The sequence below is a fragment of the Streptomyces sp. NPDC004111 genome, assembly GCF_042874215.1.
In the GTDB taxonomy this organism is placed as follows: domain Bacteria; phylum Actinomycetota; class Actinomycetes; order Streptomycetales; family Streptomycetaceae; genus Streptomyces.
This window is the reverse complement of the sequence record NZ_JBIAMU010000005.1, coordinates 318,205-342,307: the sequence shown is the minus strand read 5'-3', so window position 1 is coordinate 342,307 and position 24,103 is coordinate 318,205. Positions and strand designations below refer to the sequence as shown.

The following is a 24,103-nucleotide window of genomic DNA, read 5'->3' as shown; positions in this document are numbered from 1 at the left end:
GGCTACTTCCCGCCGTCGCCGCCCGCACCGCCCCGGGCCACGCAGTCCGCGAGGTGGTCGTCGACGAGACCGCAGGCCTGCATCAGGGCGTACGCCGTGGTCGGGCCGACGAAGCGGATGCCGCGCTTCTTGAGGTCCTTGGCCAGGGCCGTCGACTCCGGGGTGACGGCGGGCACGTCCGCGAGGGTGCGCGGGACCGGCCGGGCCGCTCGTTCGGGGGCGTGCGACCAGATCAGCCGGTCCAGCTCGCCCTCGGACCAGTCGGCGAGGACCTTCGCGTTCGCGAGGGTCGCCGCGATCTTGGCGCGGTTGCGGATGATGCCGGGGTCGGCGAGCAGCCGGGCCGCGTCGTCGTCCCCGAACTTCGCCACCTCGGCGATCCGGAACCCGGCGAAGGCGGTACGGAAGCCCTCGCGTCGGCGCAGGATCGTCAGCCAGGACAGCCCCGACTGGAAGGCCTCCAGGCAGAGGCGTTCGTAGAGCGCGTCGTCGCCGTGGACCGGACGGCCCCATTCCGTGTCGTGGTACGCCGTGTAGTCCTCGGTGGCCAGCCCCCAGGGGCAGCGCAGGGCGCCGTCGGGACCGGGGGCGGCGGAGCCGGGGGCTGCGGAGCTGGGATCTGCGGAGCCGGAAGCTGTGGAGCCGGGGGGCGTGGTCACGGCTTGGGCTCCTCGTCAGGGGCGCCGACGGGGCGCGGCTGGTCGGTTCCGGTGGGGTTGGTGGGGTCGGACGAGTCTGTGAGGGCGGGTGGGTCTGCGGGGGCGGTGGTGCCCTTGGTTCCGGTAGGTCCGGTGGTGCCGGATTCGGGGGCCGGGGCGGACGGGTGTGCGTCCTGTGGGCCGTCGTCCGGGGCGGGCTCGGAAGCGGGGGCGGGCTCCGGGGCGGCGTCCGGGACGGACACGACGGGCTCCGGGGTGGTGGCCGAGGGGGCCGGGGTGACCGTGGGTCCGTCCTCGGTGGCCCGGGGGCGTTTGGTGAAGAGGTCCGGGCCGCCGACGGACGCGGCCTGGGCGCCGGCCAGCGCCGCTTCCAGTTCGGCGATACGGGAGTCCCGCTCGGCCAGTTCGGCGCCGACCCGGCCCAGTACGTCGTCCACGTCCGCCATCCGGTAGCCGCGAGGAGCCAGCGGCAGCCGCAGCGCCTCGATGTCGGCGCGGCCGACCGGGCGCGTCAACGGCAGCGGGTCGGTCAGCCGGTCGGGGGCCGCCTCCGGAAGGGAACCCTCGTCACCGCCGCCGACGACGGCGAGCGTCACGGCGGCGACGACCACCACCATCGCCAAGAGCAAGAACCAGAACACGCGCGTCTCCCCGGGCCACACCGAACACGAACGGAAGCGGAAACCTTCCGGCCCCGATCGTGCCATGCGGGTGTGACGGTTAAGGTCGCAGACGGCCTGTCGGAGTTCCGGCAGGCCTGTCACGAGGAGGAATGTGCGGATGCTGCGGCTGGGACGGCGGGTTTTCGAGACGCACGAGCCGGTGATCATGGCGATCGTGAACCGCACCCCGGACTCCTTCTACGACCAGGGGGCCACCTTCCGCGACGAGCCCGCGCTGGCGCGGGTGGAGCAGGCGGTGGCGGAGGGTGCGGCCATCATCGACATCGGCGGGGTCAAGGCGGGCCCCGGCGAGGAGGTGAGCGCCGAGGAGGAGGCCCGGCGCACGGTCGGCTTCGTCGCGGAGGTGCGGCGCCGGTACCCGGACGTCGTGATCAGCGTCGACACCTGGCGGCACGAGGTCGGCGAAGCGGTCTGCGAGGCGGGCGCGGACCTGCTCAACGACGCGTGGGGCGGGGTGGACCCGAAGCTGGCGGAGGTCGCGGCGCGCTACGACGTGGGGCTGGTGTGCACGCACGCGGGCGGGGCCGAGCCGCGGACCAGGCCGCACCGGGTGACGTACGAGGACGTCATGGCGGACATCCTCGACGTGACGGTGGGGCTGGCCGAACGGGCCGTCTCGCTGGGGGTGCGGCGGGACGCGATCATGATCGACCCCGGGCACGACTTCGGGAAGAACACCCGGCACAGCCTGGAGGCGACGCGGCGGCTCGGCGAGATGACGGAGACGGGGTGGCCGGTGCTGGTGTCGCTGTCCAACAAGGACTTCGTCGGCGAGACGCTCGACAGGCCGGTCAAGGAGCGGGTCATCGGGACGCTGGCGACGACGGCGGTGTCGGCGTGGCTGGGGGCGCAGGTGTACAGGGTGCATGAGGTGGAGGAGACGCGGCAGGTGCTGGAGATGGTGGGGGCGATTGCGGGGTGGCGGGCGCCGGCGGTGGCCCGCCGCGGCCTCGCCTGACCCACGCCCCCAGCCGCTTCCTTGGGCGCCGGGCGCGCCCGGCAAGCCCCCTCGGGCGGCGGGGCCCGCCGCCGTCCCCTTGGGCGGCGGGGCCGCCCCCCGGGGGCGGGACGGGCGGGCAAGGGGGCGGCCCCCGGCGGAGCCGCACCCCCTCGGCCCCGCCCGGCCCCGGCCCGCTGCTCCGCACCCAAGTGGCCCGCTGCGCGGAGCTTCACCCCACCCCGCCCCTTCCCGAAACCGGAGCTCCGCCCCGGACCCCGGGTGGCGAGCCGAGGAAGGGTGGGTGCGCACCGCGCGGGAGGAGTGGGGTTGCTCGCGCAGTTCCCCGCGCCCCTGACGGGGCGTGCCACGCTCGTGCCCGCGCGGCGGTAGCCGCACAATTGGTACAGCCCCGCGCCCCTGACGGGGGCGCACCTCGTGTGGGAGGAGGGGGTGTTTGCTGCTTCGGCAGGGTTATTTGCCGGTTTCCTTGGTCACCAGGGCCACCGCCTCGTCCACGTCGTCCGTCACGTGGAAGAGCAGCAGGTCCTTTTCCGATGCCTTGCCCTGGGCGATGACCGTGTCGCGGAGCCAGTCCACGAGGCCGCCCCAGTACTCCGTGCCGAAGAGGACGATCGGGAAGCGGGTGACCTTCCGGGTCTGGACCAGGGTCAGTGCCTCGAAGAGTTCGTCGAGGGTGCCGAGGCCGCCGGGGAGTACCACGAAGCCCTGCGCGTACTTCACGAACATCGTCTTGCGGACGAAGAAGTAGCGGAAGTTGACCCCGATGTCGACGTGCGGGTTCAGGCCCTGCTCGAAGGGGAGCTCGATGCCGAGGCCGACCGAGACGCCGTTCGCCTCGCGGGCGCCCTTGTTCGCGGCCTCCATCGCGCCGGGGCCGCCGCCCGTGATCACCGCGAAGCCCGCTTCGACGAGGGCCCGTCCGATCCGTACGCCCGCGTCGTACTCGGGGGTGTCCGCCGGGGTCCGGGCCGAGCCGAACACGCTGATCGCGCTGGGGAGTTCCGCCAGGGCGCCGAAGCCCTCCACGAACTCCGACTGGATGCGCATGACCCGCCACGGGTCGGTGTGCACCCACGCGGTGTCGCCGCCCTCGGTGTCCAGGAGGCGCTGGTCGGTGGTGCCGGGCTGGATCTGGTCCCGGCGGCGCACGACCGGGCCGAGCCGCTGCTCCTCGCGGGCCCGCTCGGCCGTCCGTTCGGGCGTCGAGCCCTCGTCAGGATGTGTCATTCCGTACTCCCTCCGCTGCCGTGCGTTGTCGGGTCAGGTTAGGTCCCCGGTGATGACGAAAGGTGAAATTCAGGCCGACAGCCAGGCGTGAAGTCGTTCTTCGGCGTGATGGATCCTGGCCACCTCGACGTGTTCGTCCCGCTTGTGGGCGAACAGCGGGTCGCCGGGACCGTAGTTGACCGCGGGCACGCCGACCGCGCTGAACCGCGCCACGTCCGTCCAGCCGAACTTGGGCTTGGCGGTGCCGCCGACCGCCTTCATGAAGGCGACGGCCGAGGGGTGCGACAGCCCCGGCATGGCGGCGGGCGAGTGGTCGTCGACGACGAACTCGGCGATGTCGCAGTCGGCGAACACCTCGCGGACGTGCGCGAGCGCCTCGTCGCCCGAGAGGTCGGGGGCGTAGCGGTAGTTGACGGTGACCGTGCAGGCGTCCGGGATGACGTTGGTGGCGACGCCGCCCTCGATCTTCACCGCGTTCAGGCCCTCGCGGTACTCCAGGCCGTCGATCACCGGGCGGCGCGGCACGTAACCGGCCAGCTTGGCGAGGATCGGGCCCGCCTTGTGGACCGCGTTGTCGCCCATCCAGCTGCGGGCGGAGTGCGCGCGCTCGCCCGCCGTGCGCAGCAGGACCCGCAGGGTGCCCTGGCAGCCGCCCTCGACCTCGCCGTACGACGGCTCCAGCAGGATCGCGAAGTCGCCCGCCAGCCAGTCGGGGTGGGCCTCGGCCACGTGCCCCAGGCCGTTGAGGTGGGCGGCGACCTCCTCGTTGTCGTAGAAGACGAAGGTGAGGTCGCGGTTGGGGGAGGTGACGGTGGCCGCCATCCGCAGCTGGAGCGCGACGCCCGACTTCATGTCGCTGGTGCCGCAGCCCCACAGCACACCGTTCTCGTCCAGCCGGGAGGGGACGTTGTCCGCGATCGGGACGGTGTCGATATGACCCGCGAGGATGACGCGCTCGGCGAGGCCGAGGTTCGTACGGGCGACGACGTTGTTCCCGTAACGGTCCACGGTCAGGTGCGGGAGTGCCCGCAGGGCCTGCTCGATGGCGTCGGCGAGGGGCTTCTCGGAGCCGCTCACGGACGGGAAGTCGACGAGCCGTGCGGTCAGCTCGGCGGCGTCGCGGCTGAGGTCAAGAGTGGTGTCGGGCATGCGTCCGACCCTAGTCCCACCTCCCGGCCCGCCCCTCCGCCCGCCCCCGACGGCCCTTCCGCCCGGCCCCCGGCGGCCCTCCGGCGGGCCCCGCGTCCGGGCCGGGCGCCACGGGCGGACTGGTGTACGGGCTCCAGTACCTTGACTGTGTGCCTCAGCTCCCCCCTCACTCCCCGCTCCGTGGCCGCCCCCTCCGTGTCGCCGCGGGTGTCGTCGTCCTGCTGGCGCTGGCCGGATACGTGGCGGCGCAGTACCTGGGCGGCAAACCCGCCGACACCCGCTGCGTGGTGCGCGGCGGGGACGGTACGCAGGACAGCGGCGCCCGGTACGAGCTGACCGCCGAGCAGGCCGCCAACGCCGCGGTGATCTCCTCCGTGGGTACCCGGCGGGGCATGCCGGAGCGGGCCGTGACCATCGCGCTGGCAACCGCGCTCCAGGAGTCCGCGCTGCGCAACATCCGGCACGGCGACCGCGATTCGCTCGGCCTCTTCCAGCAGCGGCCCTCGCAGGGCTGGGGCACCGGCGACCAGATCCTCGACCCCGCGTACTCGGCGGCCCGCTTCTACCAGCACCTCACCGAGGTCCCTGGCTACTCGCGGCTGCCGCTGACGGTGGCGGCGCAGCGGGTGCAGCGCAGCGGTTTCCCGCAGGCGTACGCGAAGCACGAGCCGGACGCGGCGCTGCTTGCCTCGGCGCTGACCGGCCGTACGCCCGCGTCCCTGTCGTGCGACGCGGCCAACGGTGCCGCCGAGGCGGGCCCCGGCGACCCCGCGAAGGTACGGCGGGAACTGGCCAAGGCGTTCGGCGAGGGCGTCGCCCCCCGGATCGCGACGGCGGGCTCCCCCGTGAAGGACCGCGCGGGCGACGGCGCGGGCGGTACGAACGACAAGGCCGGCGGCGGCAGGGCGGGCGCGAAGGTCGTCGTCGTGCCGGTGACCGGGGCACAGGTCGGTGTGATGGCGGACGGCGGCCGTGGGGACGGCGCGGGCGGCCGGGGCGAGCAGCGCGGCTGGGAGCTGGCGCACTGGGCGATGGCCCACTCCGCCGACCTGCGGATCACCCGCATCTCGTACGCGGGCCGCGAGTGGAGCGCCCAGCGGGCGAAGCAGGGCTGGCAGCGGACCTCCGCCCCGACGGCCCCGGCCACCACCACCGAAGTCCACATCAGCACCACCAACTAACCCCGTCTAACCCCGTCCCCCGCCGAGCCCCCGCCCCCTTGGGTAGCGGGGCCGCCCGCCGAGCCCCGCCCCCTTGGGCGTCGGGGCCGCCCCCCGGGGGCGGAACGGGCGGGCAAGGGGGCGGCCCCCGGCGGAGCCGAACCCCCACCCCCGGACGCCCCCGGCCCCGTAGGCCCCCTGACGCCCCCCGGACGCCCCGGCCCCGCCCCCACCAATCAGCCCCCTCACCGGACAACTGGCCGATAACGGTCAGATCTCTCACCGGTCACCGCCCGATCACCAAGCGATCACCCGTCCGCGCGTTCACCCGAAGGGAGCAGCCGGGCCGCCGGGCACCGAATCGCACGCGACTCCCCCGGCCACCCCCACCCCGATCCGCTCAATTCCCTTGCCCCTCAAGGGAATCGCCCCCACCGCACCCCCCTTCGAAACAACTTGTTTGCCCGTTTTTATCCGCCACGGATCATGCGCCGCATTGCGAACTCTTTACCTTGCCGCACCGCAACCTCCCCCGCCCTTCGACCGGTTGTCATGTCGTCCGATCGCCGGACAGACAACGTTTCCACAACGTCTTCTCCCGCTAAGGAGCACCATGTCCCTCCCCCTGGCTCGTCGGATCGCCCGTGCCGCCCTGCTCGGCGCCGCCGGCGCAGTGTCCGTGGTCGGTGCGGCCGGCTCGGCCAGCGCGGTCGACCTCCCGGCCGCTCCGAACGTCGGTGGTCTGACCCAGCTGGACGGCGCCGGTCTCGGTGACGCCGTCGACGGTGCGTCGCAGAAGGCGTCGAACGTGGCGGGCGACACCAGCAGCGCGGCCGTGAAGAAGGCCGTGCCCGCCGCCGGCAAGACCGTCGGCAAGGCCGGCAAGACCGCCACCCCCGCCGCCCAGAAGGCCGCCGGTGAGGTCGCGGGCAGCACCGGCGACGTGCTCGGCGAGACCGCCAAGACCGCGACCGAGGGCGGCCTGCCCACCGGCGGTCTGCCCACCGGTGGCCTGCCGGGAGCCGGTACGCTGCCCGTCCAGGGCCTGCCCCTCGGCTGACCCACAGAGCTGACCCGCGGCGCCGAGGCGCGCGGCCGATACGCACACGGAAGGGCCCCGGGAGCACGAACTCCCGGGGCCCTTCCGCATGTGCCGTACACCTCTGGCCGCAGCCTCGACCGAAGCCGAAACCGAAGCCGAAGGCGAAACCGAAGCCGAAGGCGAAACCGAAGCCGAAGCGGCAGCCGAAGCCGCCGCCGGTTTCAGGCCAGCCGGGCGACCGCCGCCGCCACCCGCTCGTCGGTGGCCGTCAGGGCGACCCGTACGAACTGCTCGCCGGCCTCCCCGTAGAAGTCGCCGGGTGCCACCAGGATGCCCAGTTCGGCGAGGTGCGCGACGGTCCGCCAGCAGTTCTCGTCGCGGGTGACCCACAGGTAGAGGCTGGCCTCGCTGTGCTCGACGCGGAAGCCGTGCGCCTCCAGGGCGGTGCGCAGGGCGGTGCGGCGCGTCGCGTACCGCTCGCGCTGCTCGGCCACGTGCGTGTCGTCGCCGAGGGCGGCGACGGTGGCCGCCTGCACCGGGGCCGCGGTCATCATGCCGCCGTGCTTGCGCAGCTGGAGCAGGTCGCCGAGGACTGCCGCGTCACCGGCGATGAACGCGGCCCGGTAGCCCGCCAGGTTGGAGCGCTTGGACAGCGAGTGGACCGCGACGATCCCCTCGAAGGAGCCGCCGCAGACGTCCTCGTGCAGGACCGACACCGGGTCGGTCTCCCAGCCCAGCTCCAGGTAGCACTCGTCGGCGACGAGCAGCACGCCGTGCTCGCGCGCCCAGGCCACGATCCGGGTCAGCTCGTCCTTGCCGATGACCCGGCCGGTCGGGTTGGAGGGCGAGTTCAGCCAGAGCAGCTTGAGGCGGGCCGGGTCGAGGTCGGCGATCGGGTCGTCGTAGACCACCGACTCGGCGCGGGCCAGCCGGGCGCCCACGTCGTACGTCGGGTAGGCCAGCCGGGGGAAGGCGACCTGGTCGCCGGGGCCGAGCCCGAGCTGGGTCGGCAGCCAGGCCACCAGTTCCTTCGAGCCGACCACCGGGAGCACGTGGGGGTGCGCCGCGTCCTTGGCGCCGAGCCGCTGCCGCACCCAGCGCACCAGCGCGTCGCGCAGCTCGACCGTGCCCCAGACCGTCGGATAGCCGGGCGAGTCCGCCGCCGCCACGAGGGCCTTCTGGATGAAGTCGGGGACCGGGTCGACGGGGGTGCCGACGGAGAGGTCGACGATGCCGTCGGGGTGGGCCGCGGCCGTCTTCTTGTAGGGCTCCAGCTTGTCCCAGGGAAAAGTGGGCAGCCGGTCGGTGACTGTGCTCACGGAGCTCTTCGCTTTCAGTGGCGTACGAGGGCGGACCGGTCGGCACGGGGCGCGCGGGGCCGTACGGGAAAACGCCTCGGTCCCGTACGGCGGCAGAGGCCGTACGGGACCGGGGCGGCGCATGGCTCGCGCGTACCGCTGCCGAGAGTGTTACTGGTTCTGCGGCGGCAGCGCTGCGACGAAGGGGTGGTCGCGCTCGATCAGGCCGAGCTTGGAGGCACCACCGGGCGAACCGAGCTCGTCGAAGAACTCGACGTTCGCCTTGTAGTAGTCCTTCCACTCCTCCGGGGTGTCGTCCTCGTAGAAGATGGCCTCGACCGGGCAGACCGGCTCACAGGCACCACAGTCGACGCATTCGTCCGGGTGGATGTACAAGGACCGGGAGCCCTCGTAGATGCAGTCGACCGGGCACTCCTCGATGCACGCCTTGTCCTTGACGTCGACACAAGGCTGCGCGATGACGTAGGTCACGCTGTCGTTCCTCCTCGATAGGGCGCGGCGGGCCAGCTCTCCGGCTCCGTCCACGGGCGCGCGGGAGCGCGGCGTCGTGCGATGCCCGCACCTAGTATCTCCGTTCCCGGACACGATCCGAACAGGAGGGGTGGGCAGAGCTGTGGAATTCACTGCCGGCGGACAACTTGAGGTGCGCGTGACGCCCGAGGACGTGGGCAAACGGGTATCAGTCCGGCGCCTGACCGGGGGCTCCGCGGCGGGTGAGCGGTTCACCGACGTGGTCGGCGTGCTCACATCCTGGGACAAGGGTGTGCTGTCGATCACACGAAGGAGTGGCGAGACGGTACGGGTCGACGAGGAGGCGCTGGTCGCGGGCAAGGTGGTGCCCTCGGCGCCGGCGCGGCGGCGCGGACCCGCGGCGGACTTCCCCGAACTGGCGCACGTGATGGCACGGGCCTGGCAGCCGGTGGAGAGCGAGACGCTCGGCGACTGGACGCTGCGGGCGGCGCACGGCTTCACCCGGCGGGCGAACTCGGTGCTGCCGCTGGGCGACCCCGGACGTCCGCTGGACGAGGCGCTGGCGCGGGTGCGGCAGTGGTACGCGGAGCGGGGCCTACCGGCGTACGCGCAGGTGGCCACCGGCGCGGCGGGCACCCAGGAGGTCCTGGGCGCCGAACTGGACTCGCGCGGCTGGACCCTGGAGGTCTCCGCCGAGGTACGGATCGCGGCGCTGGCGCCGATCGGCGACCTGGACACGGCGGCGGTGGACTCCGGGGTGGTGCGGGTCGGGCTGTCGCGGACCGCCGACGAGCGGTGGATGTCGCGCTACCAGCGGTTCACCTCGCCGGGGGCGCACGTCGGGCAGGTGCTGGGGAGCGGGCCCTCGGTGTGGTTCGCGACGGTGCCCGGCGAGGGTGACGACGCGGCGGCGCGGGCCATCGGGCGGTGCGTGGTGGACGGGCGGTGGGCCGGGTTCGCCGCCGTCGAGGTCGACCCGGCGCACCGGCGGCAGGGGCTGGCGAAGGCCGTGATGGCGGTTTTGGCGCGGCGGGCGCTCGACGAGGGCGCGTCGGCCGCCTGGCTCCAGGTGGAGTCGGACAACGAGGGGGCGCGGGCCCTCTACGACGGGATGGGATTCACCACCCATCACCGCTACCACCACTACCGATCTGCGTAGAGCGGGTACGAGGCAGACATGGGAGACGACGTTCCGACGACCCCGGAATCATCGGGGCAGGATGAACTGCCGGACTGGCGGCGGCAGTTCGCTCAGGAGGCGCGGGCCGAGCAGCCCGATCCGGCGATGCTGTGCCTGCTGATCGGCGCGGTCGCCGACCCCGGGCTCGGACAGGCCGGGCTGGACGAGGCGCAGATCGAACTCGACCGGCTGGCCGGGCTGTTGCCGTTCCGCCCGGCCGGGCCCCGGTCCTGGGCGACGGCACTGGGTGAACTCCTGGGCGCGCGCTGCGGGTTCGAGGGCTCCCCCGGCGACTACCAGCGGCTGGAGTCCTCGCTCCTGCCGGAGGTGCTGCGGCGCCGCAGAGGGCTGCCGATCCTGCTGTCGGTGGTGTGGATGGAAGTGGCCAGACGGGCCGGGGCACCGGTGTACGGGGTGGCGCTGCCGGGGCACTTCGTCGTCGGGTTCGGGACGCCGGGCGGCGGGCCCGGCGAACAGGTGCTGGCCGACCCCTTCGACGGCGGCCGGCTGCTGACCGGCGCGGACGCGGAACTGCTGGTGGCGGGGGCGACCGGGGAGCCGCTCGACCCGGCGATGCTGCGGGCTGCGGACCCGCTGGAGATCGTGCTGCGGGTGCTGAACAACATCCGCGCGTGGGCGGCGGCCCGCCCCGAGCGGACCGACGTCCAGCTGTGGGCGGTCGAACTGTCGCTGCTGCTCCCGGCCCATCCGGCGCGGCTGCGCTACGAACGGGCGCAGCTCCTCGTGCAGCGGGGGGACTTCCTGGGCGGGGCGCGGGACCTGGAGGCGTACGCGGAGATCGTGGAGGTGGTGGAGCCGGGGACGGCGGAGATGGTGCGGGGGCGGGCCCGAGCGGCGCGGGCGCGGCTGAACTGAGGGGTGGGGTGGGGGTTCTCTGCGGGAGCGTTGTCGGTTGCTCGCGCGGTTCCCCGCGCCCCTGGGCGTGGCGTGTGTCAGAGCCAGCCCTTCTCGCGGGCCGTGCGGGCCGCTTCCGTCCGGTTGCGGGTGGCGAGTTTCTGGATGGCTGTGGAGAGGTAGTTGCGCACCGTGCCCTGGGACAGCCTCAGCCGCGCGGCGATCTCCGCGTTCGTCGAGCCGTCCGCCGCCGCGCGCAGGACGTCCCGTTCGCGGTCGGTGAGCGGGTTCGCGCCGCCCGCCAGGGCCGCCGCCGCGAGCGCGGGGTCGATGACGCGTTCGCCCGCGAGCACCTTGCGGACCGCCGCCGCCAGTTGGGCGGCCGGGGCGTCCTTCACCAGGAAGGCGTCCGCGCCCGCCTCCATCGCCGAACGCAGGTAGCCCGGACGCCCGAAGGTGGTGAGGACCACCACCTTCACCCCCGGCAGCTCCGCCGTCAGCCGGGCGGCGGCCTCGATCCCCGTCATCCCCGGCATCTCGATGTCGAGCAGCGCGACGTCGACCGCCGCCTCCCGCGCCGCCGCCACCACCTCGTCGCCCCGCGCCACCTGGGCGACCACGTCGATGTCCGGCTCCAGACCGAGCAGGGCGGCCAGTGCTTCGCGGACCATGGACTGGTCCTCGGCGAGCAGGACCCGGATCGTGTTGCTGCTGGTCATGAGGCGGATCCTAGAGGGACCCTGGCGGTCAGGACGAAGCCGGGGGACGCGCCGGGGCGGGCGGGGTCCGTGCCGACGGTGCCGCCCACCGCGGCCAGCCGTTCGCTCATGCCCCGCAGGCCGTTGCCGGGCTGCTGGCCGGTGCCCGGTGCTCCCTTGCCGTCGTCCGTCACGGTCAGTTCCAGGAACCGGCCGTCGAGGGTCTGCGCCGCGCGCAGCCGCACCGTGCAGTGCCGCGCGCCGCTGTGCCGTACGACGTTGGTGACCGCCTCGCGCAGCGCCCACGCGAGGGCCTCCTCGCGCTCCGGCTGCACGCCCGCGCCGTCCCCCGCGTCCGGCGGGCCGTCGGGCACCTGTGCCGTGATGCCCGCCGCCGTCAGCGCGGTGCGGGCGCCCGCCAGTTCGGCGGGCAGGGTGGCGCGGCGGTAGCCGGAGACCGCCTCCCGTACGTCCACCAGGGCCTGCCTGCTGACCTTCTCGATGTCGGCGACCTGCCGGGCCGCCTGTTCGGGGTGGTCGGGCAGCATTCGGCCCGCGAGTTCGCTCTTGATAGTGACCAGGGAGAGGGAGTGGCCGAGCAGGTCGTGCAGGTCGCGGGCGAGGCGCAGGCGTTCCTCGTTCGCGGCGAGCTGGGCGACGGTGGCGCGGGCCTCGCGCAGTTCGATGGTGGTGCGGATGAGGTGGCGCACGCCCATCATGGAGAACCCGGCGAGGACCGCCCCGAGGACGTTCCCGGACAGGGAGTCCCCCGTGACGCCCAGGTGCAGGCCGATGAGGACCAGTGTCAGGGTGGCGCCCGGGACGACCCAGCGGGCGTACCGGAAGGGCAGGGCGACCCCGGCCGACACCGACACGTACACGAACAGCACCAGCCACGGCGGGCCGAGGGCCAGCGGCAGGACGACGGCCAGCGCCGAGAGGACGGCGAGGACCACGACGACGGCGCGCGGGGTGAGCGGGCAGCTGCTGTTGTAGCGGAAGACGAGGGCGAGGTAGACGCCGACGAAGCCGAGCAGCCCGAGCGTGCCGAGCACCAGCGCCGGGACGGTGTGCCGGCCGGAGAGCAGGTCGCCGACCGGGGCGCCCATGAACACCAGCCAGATGCTCACCCACAGGAGTTTGGTCAGCGCCTGGCGGCGGCCGTCGGGGCGGGCCCCGATCGACCCGAACGCCCCCTCCCCCTCGGCGTCGAAGGGCACCCGCGCGGTGCCTCGGGGAAGGGGGCCGGGCGCGCCGGGGCCCGGCTCGGTGGGCCTGCCACCGGCCGGGCCGGGTGTCGGGTGGGTGTTCACGCCTTCAGGGTGTCCTTCCGGTACAGCCAGGCCGCTCCCGCGGCGAACAGTACGAAGTATCCGGCCAGCGTCAGCACGTCCTGCGCACCCGGGGCGCTGCCGAGCACCACCGACTGTCCCAGGCCCGCGTACGCGTGCGTCGGCAGCCACTCCGCGATGCTCTGCAGCCAGTCGGGGTAGACCGTCGCGGGCATCCACAGGCCGCCCAGGATCGAGAGGCCGAAGTAGATGATCATGGTGACGGGGCGGACCGCGTCACCGGAGACGAGGTAGCCGAGGGCCACTCCGAGGGCCGCGAAGCACAGGCTGCCGATCCAGATCACCCCGGTGAGGGCGATCCACTGCCAGACCTCCAGGCGGACGTCCTTGGTCAGGGCGCCGACGACGAAGACGATCACGATCGAGGGGAGGGTGACGACCGCCGCGCCCGCCATCTTCGCGAGGACGTAGCCGCGTCCGGGGAGGGTGGTGAGCCGCAGCTGGCGGGTCCAGCCCTTCTCGCGCTCCTTGGCGATGCGCTCGCTGTTGCCCATCAGGACGGCGGTGAGGGCGCCGAAGGAGGCCATGGCGACGACGTAGAACGCGCCCATGCTCAGGTTGGTGTGCGGGACCTTTCCGTTGCCCTGCGGGCCAGCGATCATCAGGAAGAGGGCGGAGGGGTAGATCACCGAGAAGAACAGGAACTTCTTGTTCCGCAGGGACCTGCGGATTTCCAGGGAGATGAGCGCCTTCATGCTGCTGCGGCCTCCTCGGCCTCGGTGATCGCGACGAATGCCTGCTCCAGGCCGAGCCCGGAGACTTCGAGGTTGCGGGGGTAGAGGCCGCGGGCGTAGACGGCGTGGACCGTGGCGTCCGCGTCGTGGGACTGGATGCGGACCGTGCGTCCCGAGACGTCGATACGGGCCAGCGCGGGCAGGTCGCGCAGGGCGGGCAGCGCGCGCAGGGCCGCCTCGTCGAGGTCCGTGGCCTCCCGCGGCCCGGTGGCCGCGCGTGCCGCGTCCAGCGGTCCGGTGTCCAGGTCGAAGGTGACCCGCCGGGCCCCCGCCCGTGCCTTGATCTCGGACGCGGTGCCGTCCGCGAGGAGGCGGCCCCGGTGCAGCACCAGCACCCGGTCGGCGACGGCGTCCGCCTCTTCCAGGTAGTGCGTGGCGAACAGCACCGCGCGGCCCTGGTCGGCCTCCTCGCGCATGGTCGCCCAGAAGGCGTTCCGGGAGGTGACGTCCATGCCGGTGGTGGGCTCGTCGAGGACGATCAGGTCGCTGGCGCCGGCGGTGGCGAGGGCGAACCGTACGCGCTGTTCCTGGCCGCCGGAGAGCTTGTTGACCATCCGGTCGGCGATGGCGGTCACGCCCGCGCGGGCCATCACGTCGGCGACGGCGTAGGGGCGGGGGTGCAACGCGCAGGCCAGGGCGACCAGTTCGCGGACCCGTACCTCCTCCATCAGGCCGCCGCTCTGCAGCATCGCGCCCACCTTGCCGGTCTCGACGGCCTGCCGGGGCGGGCCGCCGAACAGGGCGACCGTGCCGGAGTCCGGCCGCTTGAGACCCAGCAGCAGGTCCAGGGTGGTGGACTTGCCCGCGCCGTTGGGGCCGAGCAGGGCGACGGTCTCGCCCGGGTGGAGGTCGAGGGAGAGGCCGGCGACGGCCCGCACCCCGCCGTAGGTCTTGGTCACCTGGTCGAAGTGGACCGCTGTGGTTTTCATGCCTCAAGCCTCGCGGGCGGGCACCCCGCGCGGCAGAGACGGGCGTCCGGACTTCCGCATGACAGATGTCATGGGGCGGACACGACGGGGCCCCCGCTCCGGGGTGGGAGCGGGGGCCCGGCGGCACTTCCCGAGGGGCCGGACGCGGGGTCCGGACGCCCCGTTACGAGGGGTTGAGGTCGATCGTCTGCGTGCGCTCCGCCCGGGTCTTGCCGACCAGGGCGAGCCGCATCGCGTTGCGGATGTCCTCCATGGCGACCGGGTGCTTCTTGCCGTCCGCCTTGCTGATCATGACGTTGTCGAAGGTGGTGCCGCAGAGTTCCTTCATCGCCGCCAGGTCGTAGACCTCGACCAGCTTCCCGTTGATGGGCTTCATCGACAGGATCTTCGGCAGCGACTTCGCGGGCCCGAAGTCGATCTTCTGGCCGCCGGCCCGGATCGTGATCAGGTCGGACATGGCGGGCTTGGCGAACTCGTTCATGGCCCGGTCGAGTTCGGCCTGCGTGACGGTGGGCTGCTTGGCGACGACGGGCAGTTCGACGGGAACCGCCTTGCCGCTCTGCACCTGGGCGCGGTACGCGTCGCGCACCTTCTGCATCGACGCCTTCACGTCGAGGGCCTTGCCCGGCTTGCCGGGTACGGCCACGACCTTGCCCGGGGAGAACGCGATGGTCCCCTCGGACGCGGTGCCGGACGTACCGGCGAGGGTGGTCAGCGCGACGCTGAGCTTCTCCTCGTCGACCGGGATCACCGGCTCCGCGACGCGCTCGCCGCCGAACAGCGAGCCGACCACGGAGACCGGGTTGTAGTCGCTGCCCGCGGCGCCGCGCACGGTCTCCTGGCTGTCCAGGGACAGTCCCGCGTTGCCGGGGGCGAGTTGGGTCCTGCGGCCGTCGACGGTGAGCTGGAGCGGCAGCCCGGCCCGCTTGCCGAGAGCCGCGTCCAGCTTGACGACCGCCTCGTCGCGGGTGCCGCCGCCGATGTCGACGCCGAGGACCGTGGTCCCCTTGGGCACGTCGGAGTGGTTGAGCAGCAGTCCGGCGCCGTAGACGCCGCCCGCGAGGACGACGACACCGGCCACCAGCAGGACCAGCTTGGAGCGGCCCTTCTTGGCGGGCGCTGCGGGCTTGGGCGCGGGCGGCGGGGCGGGCTGCTCGCTCCGTGCGGGGCCGCCGGGGGCGCCCTGGCCGAAGTCCGCGGCGCCCGGCGGGTCGGGCAGCCGGGGCGTGAGGTTGGGTCCGCTCGGGAACGACGGGCGCGGACCCTCCGGCTGGACCACCGGAACACCGCTGGTCAGGGTGTCGCCGGAGACGTAGCCGGGCGGTGTCATGGGGCCGGGCCCCGGAGTGCCGGTGCCCGGACCCGTGGGGGCGGCGCCCGGCAGGTCGTCGCGCGGGTCGGTCTGCGGGGTGAGCACGGCGGTGTCGTCGGTCATGGCACCGGCAGCGTCGGTCCCGCTCATCGGGGTGTCCGTGCCGAACGGAGCCGGGCCGCCGGGCCCGCCCCGGGGCGCCGGACCGCCCGCCTGCGGCGACCGGACCTCCGGCCAGGGGCTCGGAGCGGAACCAGAAGCGGAAGGACCGGAAGGGGTGGCGGGCGCGGGGGCGGGCGGGCGCGACGTCAGGGAGTCCAGCGCGCTGATCCCGCTGACCGGGCCGGTCGTCGGCCCGGTGGGCGCAGCCGGACCACCGGGACCCGCCGGGCCGCCGGGGCCCGCGGGTGCGGCGTTCGTGCCCTTGCCGTCGGTGAAGTAGGGCAGTCCGTCCCGCTGTCCGCCGCCCTGCGTGCCACCGTCCGCCGGGCCGGCGGGCGCACCGGGCTGGGCGGCGGGCGAGGGCTGCGGCGTCACGGGGGACCTGCGGGGCGCGAACCAGTCGCTGGTCGGCTTCTCCTCGCTGGAAGCGGAACCCGAAGCGGAACCCGAACCACCGGCTCCGTCGGCCGTCTTGTCCCGCACGGTCGCCCCCTGTACCCGCGTCGGCAGCGGCGGCTGTCCGGACGCGGTCGTCGCGGCACCGGCCGGGGCCTGGGCCGACGGCGCGCCCTTCGGGGAAGAGGAGGAGAAGGACGAGGAGGCGGAGGGCGCCGCGGACAGCGGCTCCGACGGCGGCCAGGCCGTCTCGCCGGTGGTCTCCGCGTTCGGCGCCCCGTCGCCGGCCGCGCCGTCGCTCTCGCCGTCCGCGCCGGCCATCGGCTTGCGCATGACGACGGGCGGGATGGGACGCGACCCGGGGATGTTGATCCGGATACGGGTCGTCAGCGTCGTCTCGGTCTTGGGCTCGTCCGACTCCGGCGCGTCCGCGGGCTCGTCGTTCGCGGCCGCACCGGGGCCGCCTGGACCGTCGGGCTGGAGCGAGGGGTACGGGCCGGACCCGTACGGGGTCGACCCGGAGGGGTACGCGGTTCCGCCGCGCCCCTGCGCGCCGGAGGACGAACTGTCAGTTTCACGACTCAAGGCAGGTTCTCCCGGTTGGCTCCACCGCCCGATCTCTTAACCATGTGCTGCGGGCGGCTCGGCGGCGCGCACCACCATACTGTCCGCCGCCGGGCCGCAGCCCCGCGGCCGTCGCGGGGACGCGGTCGGCGGTCGGGGTCCGCGGACGGATCCCGGCGGACATCACAGAAGGAAGTGGTACGTCACTTGCCAAGTCGGGCGGCGGAGGTGCCTGGTTGCGGCAACTGCGGCATGGTGGCACAGATCACAGCCAGTGCGATGCCACCGAGCAGGAAGACGCTCGACCCGGTGCCGCCACCGACCAGAGCGTCCCCCTCGGTACGGCCGGTGGTGCCCAGCAGTACGGCGGCGGTCCAGCCCAGTCCGGGGGCCAGCGCACCGGTGCGGGTGCCCAGCGCGTACGTACCCCCGTAGAAGAGGCAGCCCGCGGCGAGCAGCGCGAGGAGCAGCCCGAGCGGCACCAGGAGGCCGGAGACGAGGGCGCCCGCGATGCCGGTGACGGCGCCGACCACGAACAGGGCGACGTAGAGGGGCAGGCGCTTCCAGTTGATGTCCACGGTCATGCCCGCGCCCCCGTGGTCCCGTCGAAGAGGTCGGTCTCCGGGCCCTCCGCGGCCTCCTCCTGCGTACGCGGCGGGTGCACCCGCTCGTAGTACTCGGTGGTGAACAGCGGCTGGGCCAGCTCGTTGGAGAGCAGGAACCACGGCTCGTGGACGGTGATCTGGGTGGCGTGCGCCCGCATCGCGGCGGTCTTGGCCGGGCCGTACGCGGAGCCGTCGATCTCGGTGGTGATGTGCTCCTCGTCGACCACGCCGGGGACGTCGTCGACGGAGGCGATGCCGGGGAAGCCCGGGTCCTCCGCGCGCAGCCGGGCGAAGGCGGCCTCGGCGACGGGGCGCGGCACCCGGTTCCAATACACCTTTTCCACCGTGTGCGGAACACCGAAATCCGGCCGGTAGGTGGGCTCGGCGGCGAGTTCGGCGGCGCGCATGGCGACCCGGTGCGCCTGGATGTGGTCGGGGTGGCCGTAGCCGCCGTCCGGGTCGTAGGTGATCAGTACCTGGGGGCGCGTCTCCCGGATCACCTCGACGAGGTAGGGGGCGGCGGAATCGATCTCGGCGTGCCAGAACGCGCCCTCGCGGTGGTTCTGCGGGGCGCCCGTCATGCCGGAGTCGCGGAAGTGGCCGGGGCCGCCGAGGAAGCGGTGGTCGGTGACGCCCAGCTCCTTCATGGCGGACGCCAGTTCGACGGCCCGGTGCGGGCCCAGGGCGTCGCCCCGGTCGGCGGCGAGGCCCGCGAGGGAGGGCGGGATGATCTCGCCCTCCTCACCCAGGGTGCAGGTCACCAGGGTGACCCGCGCACCTTCGGCGGCGTACTTCGCCATGGTGGCGCCGTTGTTGATCGACTCGTCGTCGGGGTGCGCGTGCACCAGGAGCAGGCGACGGGTGGGGAGCTCGGTCATGGTGACAGCGTACGAGGTGGGGGCTCCGCCGCCGCTCCTCGCGGTGCCGCGGCCGTTGCCCGCGGTGCCGCCGTCGCTCCCCGGGACGGCACGGGGCCGCGGTCAGAAGTGGAAGCCGCCCAGCACCCCGGCCACGTTCGTGGTGACGTTCTTGATCGTGGGGGCGATGGACGAGCTGGCGAGATAGAACCCGAGCAGCATGCAGACCACCGCGTGTCCGGCCTTGAGTCCGGATTTCCGGACCAGCAGGAAGACGACGATCGCCAGCAGCACCACCACGGAGATCGAGAGTGCCACGGCGGTTCACCTCCACTTGAGTACGGTCGGACGACGGTTGGATCTACGGCAGCACGACAGGTGCCAGCAGGTCTATACCCACCTAGCGCTACGGATCATAACTATCCGCATCCACGCATTGATCGGTGCACGGCAGCACGAGGGGCGCACGGGGGGCGGCCAGTTGAGGAATGTGGCCAAAAATCGCCGTCCTGGCGAGCGGAGTTGAGCGGGCCGCGAGGGGTGGCCGGTCACCAGCCGGGCGGGCGCGAGGAGGGCGGGGGCGGGCCAAAACCGCCGATCCCGCCGCTGCCGGGCACTCCGCCGGGCCCGCCGGGAGGTCCGCCGGCCGGTCCGCCGGCGACGCCGTACCCGTAGCCGTCGTACACGTTGGGGGCCAATTGCGGACCGCTGCCCACGGGCCGGCCGCGGCGCCCCGTCACCAGTGCGACCACTCCCCCGATCAGCAGCGCCAGCACCCACCAGGCGACGGTGAGCCGCTCGACGGGCCCGAGGCCGCCGAAGTGGGCGAACAGGTCGGTGCGGACCGCGGCCGAGACCCCGGCCGCCCCGCCCACACCCACCAGCAGTGCCGCCACCAGCCCCAGCGGCCGGGAGTGCACCGCGCGCAGGAGTCCGCCGACCGCGGCGGTCAGCGCGACCGCGGTGATCACCAGGGAGGCCCATCCGACGGGCATCCCGAGCAGTTGCAGGGCGCTCGCGCCGCCGGTGAAGCGTTCGGCGTACAGGGAGAAGGGGCCGGGGGTGCGGGTGTAGGCGTACACCTCCCAGGCCGCGGTGATCAGCCCGGCCGCGCCGAGCAGCAGGAACGCGGTGATGCCCGCACCGCGCCCGGGGCGGGTGGGCCCGCTGTCGTACGGGCGGACGGGGCGGCGGCCCGCGGCCACCACGATCAGCAGGGCGGCGGCCAGGCCGAGCGCCACGAACGTCGACACCATGGCCCACATGCGCAGCCCGTGCGGATACACCTCCGCGAATCCCTCGACCCACAGGGAGGGGGCGCGCACCGCGAGCGTGACGAGCCCGGTCACCGCCAGGGCGGGCGCGGCCACCCGGGAGCGCGGGGCGGTGAGGGCGACGACGGCGTACACGCACAGCAGGACGAGGTCGTACAGGGTGGTGGCGGTGAGGAACCGGTCCGGTCCGCTGCCCGCCCAGGCCCACCAGAGCCGGTCCGGGTCGTCGACGAGGCGGAGGTCGCGGGCGATCCACAGGGCCGTCAGGAGGGCGAGGAGGAGACACACTCCGCTCCCCGTGAACCGTGCGCCGCGCGCGAGTGACTGAGGCTGCCCCGTCGGTCCCATGGGTGAATGGTCCACCCTGGTAAGGGAGTTGAACAAGAGGTGGGCGTGTGCACGGTCGCTTAAGCAAAAGCGGCGGGGCCGTGCGAAGGCCCCGCTCCCCCTCCGGGACGGTGCCCGGAGGGGGCCGGGCTCAGCTGGGGACCACGGTGCGCTCCTCGGCGAAGTGGCACGCCGAGTCGTGCTCCGTCGCCGTCCCCGCACCGCGGAACACCGCGGGGACCGCCAGCAGCGGCACCTCCTGGGCGCACCGCTCCTGCGCCTTCCAGCAGCGGGTGCGGAAGCGGCAGCCGGAGGGCGGGTTGGCCGGCGAGGGCACGTCGCCCGCCAGGATGATCCGGTCCCGGTGCTCCCTGGCCTCCGGGTCGGGCACCGGAACGGCGGACAGCAGCGCCTGGGTGTAGGGATGCGTGGGGTGTTCGTAGATCTCCTCGTCGGAGCCGATCTCGACCACCCGGCCGAGGTACATCACGCCGACCCGGTCGGAGATGTGCCGGACGATCGAGAGGTCGTGCGCGATGAAGACGTAGGAGAGGTTGAACTCCTGCTGGAGCTTGTCGAGCAGGTTGATGACCTGTGCCTGGACGGAGACGTCGAGGGCGGAGACCGGTTCGTCGGCGACGATGATCTCCGGGTTGAGGGCCAGGCCGCGGGCGATGCCGATGCGCTGGCGCTGGCCGCCGGAGAACTGGTGCGGGTAGCGGTTGATGTACTCCGGGTTCAGACCCACCACGTCCAGCAGGTCCTGGACCTTGCGGCGCCGGTCGCCCTTGGGAGCCACCTCGGGGTGGATCTCGTACGGCTCCCCGATGATGTCGCCGACCGTCATGCGCGGGTTCAGCGAGGTGTACGGGTCCTGGAACACCATCTGGATGTTGCGCCGGACCGCCTTCAGCGCACGCCCGGACAGCTTGGTGATGTCCTCGCCCTTGTAGCGGATGGCGCCCGCGGTGGGCTGCTCCAGCTGGACGAGCATCTTGGCGACGGTCGACTTGCCGCAGCCGGACTCGCCGACGATGCCGAGGGTCTCGCCCGCGTGGAGGTCGAAGGAGACGCCGTCGACGGCCTTGACCGCGCCGACCTGCTTCCTGCGGATGATGCCCTGGGTGAGCGGATAGTGCTTGACCAGGTCCCGCACCTCCAGGATGGCCCCGCCGTCGCCGGAGGAGGGCGGGGTCCAGGCCCCGGCCTCGGTGGCGCCCGTGGTCCCGGTGCTCTCGGTGGGTTCAGCCATCGAGCGTCTCCTTCCAGAAGTGGCAGGCGCTCTGGCGGTCCTCGGCCACGTCGAACAGCGGGGGCACGTCGGTGCGGCAGACGTCCCTGGCCCGGGGGCAGCGCGGGTTGAAGGCGCAGCCGGGCGGGATGTGGAGCAGGTTGGGCGGCAGGCCCTTGATCGCGTACAGCTCCTGGCCCTTCTGGTCCAGGCGCGGGATCGATTCGAGGAGGCCCTTGGTGTACGGGTGGGCGGGGCTCTTGTAGATCTCGTGGACCGGGGCGGTCTCGACGATCCGGCCGGCGTACATCACCGCGATCTTGTCCGCGACGTCGGCGACGACGCCGAGGTCGTGGGTGATCAGGATCAGGCCCATGTTCAGTTCGCGCTGGAGTTCCGCGAGGAGGTCCATGACCTGGGCCTGGACGGTGACGTCGAGGGCCGTGGTCGGCTCGTCGGCGATGATCAGCCTCGGTTCGAGCGCGAGTGCCATCGCGATCATGATGCGCTGGCGCATACCGCCGGAGAACTGGTGCGGGTACTGGCCGACGCGTTCCTTGGCGGCCGGGATGCGCACCCGGTCCATCAGTTCGACGGCCTTGGCCCGGGAGTCCTTCCTGGACATCCCGCGGTGCACGACGAACATCTCGCCGAGCTGTTCGCCGACCGAGAGGACCGGGTTGAGGGAGGACAGCGCGTCCTGGAAGATCATGGCCATTCCGGCGCCGCGGATCTTCCTGCGCTGGTCCTCCTTCAGTTTCAGCACGTCCTGGCCGTCGAAGAGGATCTCGCCCTGGGGGATGCGGCCGGGCGGCATGTCGAGGATGCCCATGACGGCCTGCGCGGTGACCGACTTGCCGGAGCCGGACTCGCCGAGCACGGCCAGCGTCTCGCCCTCGTCGACGCTGTAGTTGACCCCGTTGACGGCCTTGGCGACGCCGTCGCGAGTCTTGAACTCCACGTGCAGATCGCGTACTTCGAGCAGCATGGCAGCAGCACCCTCTATCGCAGCTTGGGGTCGAGGGCGTCGCGCACCGCGTCGCCGAGCATGATGAACGCGAGGACCGTGACGGCGAGCGCGCCGGCCGGCCACAGCAGCATGTGGGGCGCGTTGCGGACGTACCCCGAGGCGGAGGAGATGTCGATGCCCCAGGAGACGGTGGGGGCCTTCAGCCCGACGCCGAGGTAGGAGAGCGTGGCCTCCAGGGCGATGTACGTGCCGAGCGCGATGGTCGCGACGACGATGACCGGGGCGATGGCGTTCGGGGTGATGTGGCGCAGCAGCATCCGCGAGTTGCCCGCGCCGAGCGCGCGGGCCGCCTGGACGTAGTCGTTCTGCTTGGCGGTGATGACCGAGCCGCGGGCGATGCGGGCGATCTGCGGCCAGCCGAGCAGCACGATGAAGGTGATCACCGGCCAGACGGTGGTGCCGGGGACGACCGAGAGGAAGACCAGGCCGCCGAGGACGACGGGGATGGCGAAGAAGACGTCGGTGATGCGGGAGAGCAGCGCGTCGAACCAGCCGCCGAAGAAGCCGGCCAGCCCGCCGAGCAGGGAGCCGAGGAGGGCGACGCCGACGGTGGCGCAGACGCCGACGGTGACCGAGGCGCGGGCGCCGTAGACGGTGCGGGTGTAGACGTCGCAGCCCTGGCCGTTGAAGCCGAAGGGGTGGCCCGGCTGGGAGCCCTGCTGGGCCTTGCCGAGGTCACAGGCGAGCGGGTCGCCGGAGGCGAGCACGTGCGGCCACAGCGAGATGAACACCAGGAAGGCGATGATCAGGCCGGAGACGATGAAGACGGGGTTGCGGCGCAGGTCGTGCCAGGCGTCCGACCAGAGGCTGCGGGCCTTGTCGCCGCCGCTCTGTCCGGGCTTGGGGGGCTTTTCGAGGGAGGCGCCCTCGGCGACCGCGAGGTCCATCGCCCCGCCGGAGCCGCCGAGTGCGGAGATCGCGCCCTCGTCGTGCGGGTTCTTCCCCTGCGGATTCTGCGGAGTCTTGGGCTCAGGCATACCGGATCCTCGGGTCGAGAACGGCGTACAAGAGGTCGACGATCAGGTTCGCCACCAGGAAGACCAGCACCAGGACGGTCACGAAGCCGACGACGGTCTGCGAGCTCTGCCGGACGATGCCCTGGTAGAGCTGGTAGCCGACGCCGTGGATGTTGAAGATGCGCTCGGTGACGATCGCGCCGCCCATCAGGGCGCCGATGTCGGTGCCGATGAAGGTGACCACCGGGATCAGGGAGTTGCGCAGCAGGTGCCGGGAGATGATCCGGCGGCGCGGCAGTCCCTTGGCGACGGCGGTACGGACGTAGTCGGCGCGGGCGTTCTCGGCGACGGAGGTACGGGTGAGGCGGGTGACGTACGCCAGCGAGACGGACGCCAGCACCAGTCCGGGGACGAGGAGTTCGTCGACGGTCGCGGCCGGGGAGACGGCCGGTTTGATCCAGCCCCACTTCACGCCGAGCAGCAGCTGGAGCAGCAGGCCGGTGACGAAGGTGGGGATGGAGATGACGACGAGGGTGAGCAGCAGGACGCCGGTGTCGATCGGCCTGCCCCGGCGCAGTCCGGTCAGGACGCCGAGGCTGATGCCGATGACGATCTCGAAGACGATCGCCACCAGGGTGAGCCGGGCGGTGACCGGGAAGGCGGTGCCCATCAGCTCGGTGACCTTCTGGCCGTTGAAGGCCTTGCCGAAGTCACCGGTGAACAGGTTGCCCATGTAGGTCAGGTACTGCTGCCAGACCGGCTGGTCGAGGCCGAAGTCCGACTTGAGCTGTGCGGCGGTCGCCGCGTCGCACTGGCGGTCGCCGCACAGCCCCGCGATGGGGTCGCCCATCACGTTGACCATCAGGAAGATCAGCAGCGTGGCACCGAAGAAGACCGGGATCATCTGGAGCAGACGCCGGATCACATAACGTCCCATGGAGGGCTCCCGTGGTGGTCGTGACTGGGTTGG

At 72.9% G+C, this 24,103-nt stretch carries 24 protein-coding genes; 5 read left to right on the top strand and 19 right to left on the bottom strand.

Features of this window, described 5'->3' with window-relative positions; all coding sequences use genetic code 11:
- Nucleotides 1–2: 2 nt before the first annotated feature.
- On the bottom strand, nucleotides 3–569 hold the full coding sequence (locus ACFYVL_RS13520; protein ID WP_389244220.1) for a DNA-3-methyladenine glycosylase I: 567 nt from the start codon (nucleotides 567–569) through the stop codon (nucleotides 3–5).
- Between the two features lie 86 nt (nucleotides 570–655).
- Entirely contained in the window at nucleotides 656–1,300 is a 645-nt protein-coding gene (locus ACFYVL_RS13515; protein ID WP_389243985.1) for a DivIVA domain-containing protein, read from the bottom strand.
- Between the two features lie 139 nt (nucleotides 1,301–1,439).
- Between ACFYVL_RS13515 and folP the strand changes: the two genes are divergently transcribed.
- Nucleotides 1,440–2,300: a dihydropteroate synthase gene (folP, locus tag ACFYVL_RS13510; RefSeq protein WP_389243983.1), complete on the top strand. Its 861-nt coding sequence runs from the start codon at nucleotides 1,440–1,442 to the stop codon at nucleotides 2,298–2,300.
- A 453-nt stretch (nucleotides 2,301–2,753) separates the two neighbouring features.
- Here folP and ACFYVL_RS13505 read toward each other — a convergent pair whose 3' ends face one another.
- Nucleotides 2,754–3,530 carry a TIGR00730 family Rossman fold protein gene (locus ACFYVL_RS13505; RefSeq protein ID WP_389243981.1) on the bottom strand — a complete coding sequence of 259 codons (777 nt, stop codon included), beginning with the start codon at nucleotides 3,528–3,530 and terminating at the stop codon, nucleotides 2,754–2,756.
- A gap of 69 nt (nucleotides 3,531–3,599) precedes the next feature.
- On the bottom strand, nucleotides 3,600–4,679 hold the full coding sequence (dapE, locus tag ACFYVL_RS13500) for a succinyl-diaminopimelate desuccinylase (protein ID WP_389243979.1): 1,080 nt from the start codon (nucleotides 4,677–4,679) through the stop codon (nucleotides 3,600–3,602).
- A 149-nt stretch (nucleotides 4,680–4,828) separates the two neighbouring features.
- On the opposite strand from dapE, the gene ACFYVL_RS13495 reads away from it, so the two are divergent.
- Nucleotides 4,829–5,860: a hypothetical protein gene (locus ACFYVL_RS13495; RefSeq protein ID WP_389243977.1), complete on the top strand. Its 1,032-nt coding sequence runs from the start codon at nucleotides 4,829–4,831 to the stop codon at nucleotides 5,858–5,860.
- Nucleotides 5,861–6,452: 592 nt separating this feature from the next.
- Nucleotides 6,453–6,899, top strand: a complete 447-nt coding sequence (locus tag ACFYVL_RS13490) for an ATP-binding protein (protein ID WP_389243975.1) — start codon at nucleotides 6,453–6,455, stop codon at nucleotides 6,897–6,899.
- Between the two features lie 203 nt (nucleotides 6,900–7,102).
- Here the strand turns inward: ACFYVL_RS13490 and dapC are convergent, their stop codons facing one another.
- The gene (dapC, locus tag ACFYVL_RS13485; RefSeq protein WP_389243973.1) at nucleotides 7,103–8,200 is read right to left on the bottom strand and encodes a succinyldiaminopimelate transaminase; all 1,098 of its coding nucleotides are present in this window, start codon (nucleotides 8,198–8,200) and stop codon (nucleotides 7,103–7,105) included.
- Nucleotides 8,201–8,350: 150 nt separating this feature from the next.
- Nucleotides 8,351–8,671 carry a ferredoxin gene (gene fdxA, locus ACFYVL_RS13480; RefSeq protein WP_019058397.1) on the bottom strand — a complete coding sequence of 107 codons (321 nt, stop codon included), beginning with the start codon at nucleotides 8,669–8,671 and terminating at the stop codon, nucleotides 8,351–8,353.
- A 142-nt stretch (nucleotides 8,672–8,813) separates the two neighbouring features.
- Between fdxA and ACFYVL_RS13475 the strand changes: the two genes are divergently transcribed.
- Together ACFYVL_RS13475 and ACFYVL_RS13470 are read left to right on the top strand one after the other, a co-directional pair.
- Nucleotides 8,814–9,830 (top strand): GNAT family N-acetyltransferase, encoded by a 1,017-nt coding sequence (locus tag ACFYVL_RS13475; RefSeq protein ID WP_389243971.1) that lies wholly within the window; start codon nucleotides 8,814–8,816, stop codon nucleotides 9,828–9,830.
- Between the two features lie 18 nt (nucleotides 9,831–9,848).
- On the top strand, nucleotides 9,849–10,727 hold the full coding sequence (locus tag ACFYVL_RS13470; RefSeq protein WP_389243969.1) for a tetratricopeptide repeat protein: 879 nt from the start codon (nucleotides 9,849–9,851) through the stop codon (nucleotides 10,725–10,727).
- Between the two features lie 77 nt (nucleotides 10,728–10,804).
- Here ACFYVL_RS13470 and ACFYVL_RS13465 read toward each other — a convergent pair whose 3' ends face one another.
- The 13 genes from ACFYVL_RS13465 to ACFYVL_RS13405 form a co-directional block, all read right to left on the bottom strand.
- Nucleotides 10,805–11,425, bottom strand: coding sequence for a response regulator (locus ACFYVL_RS13465; RefSeq protein ID WP_389243967.1), 621 nt, complete (start codon nucleotides 11,423–11,425; stop codon nucleotides 10,805–10,807).
- On the bottom strand, nucleotides 11,422–12,624 hold the full coding sequence (locus tag ACFYVL_RS13460) for a sensor histidine kinase (RefSeq protein WP_389244218.1): 1,203 nt from the start codon (nucleotides 12,622–12,624) through the stop codon (nucleotides 11,422–11,424). Before ACFYVL_RS13460 ends, ACFYVL_RS13465 begins: the two co-directional genes overlap by 4 nt.
- An 89-nt stretch (nucleotides 12,625–12,713) precedes the next feature.
- Nucleotides 12,714–13,451 (bottom strand): ABC transporter permease, encoded by a 738-nt coding sequence (locus tag ACFYVL_RS13455; protein WP_389243965.1) that lies wholly within the window; start codon nucleotides 13,449–13,451, stop codon nucleotides 12,714–12,716.
- Nucleotides 13,448–14,419 (bottom strand): ABC transporter ATP-binding protein, encoded by a 972-nt coding sequence (locus ACFYVL_RS13450; protein WP_389243963.1) that lies wholly within the window; start codon nucleotides 14,417–14,419, stop codon nucleotides 13,448–13,450. The genes ACFYVL_RS13455 and ACFYVL_RS13450 overlap by 4 nt, the downstream gene beginning before the upstream one ends.
- Nucleotides 14,420–14,582: 163 nt before the next feature.
- On the bottom strand, nucleotides 14,583–16,874 hold the full coding sequence (locus ACFYVL_RS13445; protein ID WP_389243961.1) for a hypothetical protein: 2,292 nt from the start codon (nucleotides 16,872–16,874) through the stop codon (nucleotides 14,583–14,585).
- 182 nt (nucleotides 16,875–17,056) lie between these two features.
- Nucleotides 17,057–17,437: a DUF6113 family protein gene (locus ACFYVL_RS13440; protein WP_389243958.1), complete on the bottom strand. Its 381-nt coding sequence runs from the start codon at nucleotides 17,435–17,437 to the stop codon at nucleotides 17,057–17,059.
- Nucleotides 17,434–18,336, bottom strand: a complete 903-nt coding sequence (mshB, locus tag ACFYVL_RS13435) for an N-acetyl-1-D-myo-inositol-2-amino-2-deoxy-alpha-D-glucopyranoside deacetylase (RefSeq protein WP_389243956.1) — start codon at nucleotides 18,334–18,336, stop codon at nucleotides 17,434–17,436. The genes ACFYVL_RS13440 and mshB overlap by 4 nt, the downstream gene beginning before the upstream one ends.
- 102 nt (nucleotides 18,337–18,438) lie before the next feature.
- The gene (locus tag ACFYVL_RS13430; RefSeq protein WP_389243954.1) at nucleotides 18,439–18,633 is read right to left on the bottom strand and encodes a hypothetical protein; all 195 of its coding nucleotides are present in this window, start codon (nucleotides 18,631–18,633) and stop codon (nucleotides 18,439–18,441) included.
- A gap of 230 nt (nucleotides 18,634–18,863) precedes the next feature.
- On the bottom strand, nucleotides 18,864–19,877 hold the full coding sequence (locus ACFYVL_RS13425; protein ID WP_389243952.1) for a hypothetical protein: 1,014 nt from the start codon (nucleotides 19,875–19,877) through the stop codon (nucleotides 18,864–18,866).
- A 190-nt stretch (nucleotides 19,878–20,067) separates the two neighbouring features.
- Nucleotides 20,068–21,168, bottom strand: a complete 1,101-nt coding sequence (locus tag ACFYVL_RS13420) for an ABC transporter ATP-binding protein (protein ID WP_389243950.1) — start codon at nucleotides 21,166–21,168, stop codon at nucleotides 20,068–20,070.
- Complete coding sequence (locus ACFYVL_RS13415) at nucleotides 21,161–22,135, bottom strand: ABC transporter ATP-binding protein (RefSeq protein ID WP_389243948.1); 975 nt, start codon at nucleotides 22,133–22,135, stop codon at nucleotides 21,161–21,163. Before ACFYVL_RS13415 ends, ACFYVL_RS13420 begins: the two co-directional genes overlap by 8 nt.
- A 14-nt stretch (nucleotides 22,136–22,149) precedes the next feature.
- A complete protein-coding gene (locus ACFYVL_RS13410; RefSeq protein WP_389243946.1) occupies nucleotides 22,150–23,154 on the bottom strand; it encodes an ABC transporter permease in 1,005 nt (334 codons plus the stop codon).
- Nucleotides 23,147–24,070: an ABC transporter permease gene (locus ACFYVL_RS13405; protein ID WP_389243944.1), complete on the bottom strand. Its 924-nt coding sequence runs from the start codon at nucleotides 24,068–24,070 to the stop codon at nucleotides 23,147–23,149. Before ACFYVL_RS13405 ends, ACFYVL_RS13410 begins: the two co-directional genes overlap by 8 nt.
- Between the last annotated feature and the right edge of the window lie 33 nt (nucleotides 24,071–24,103).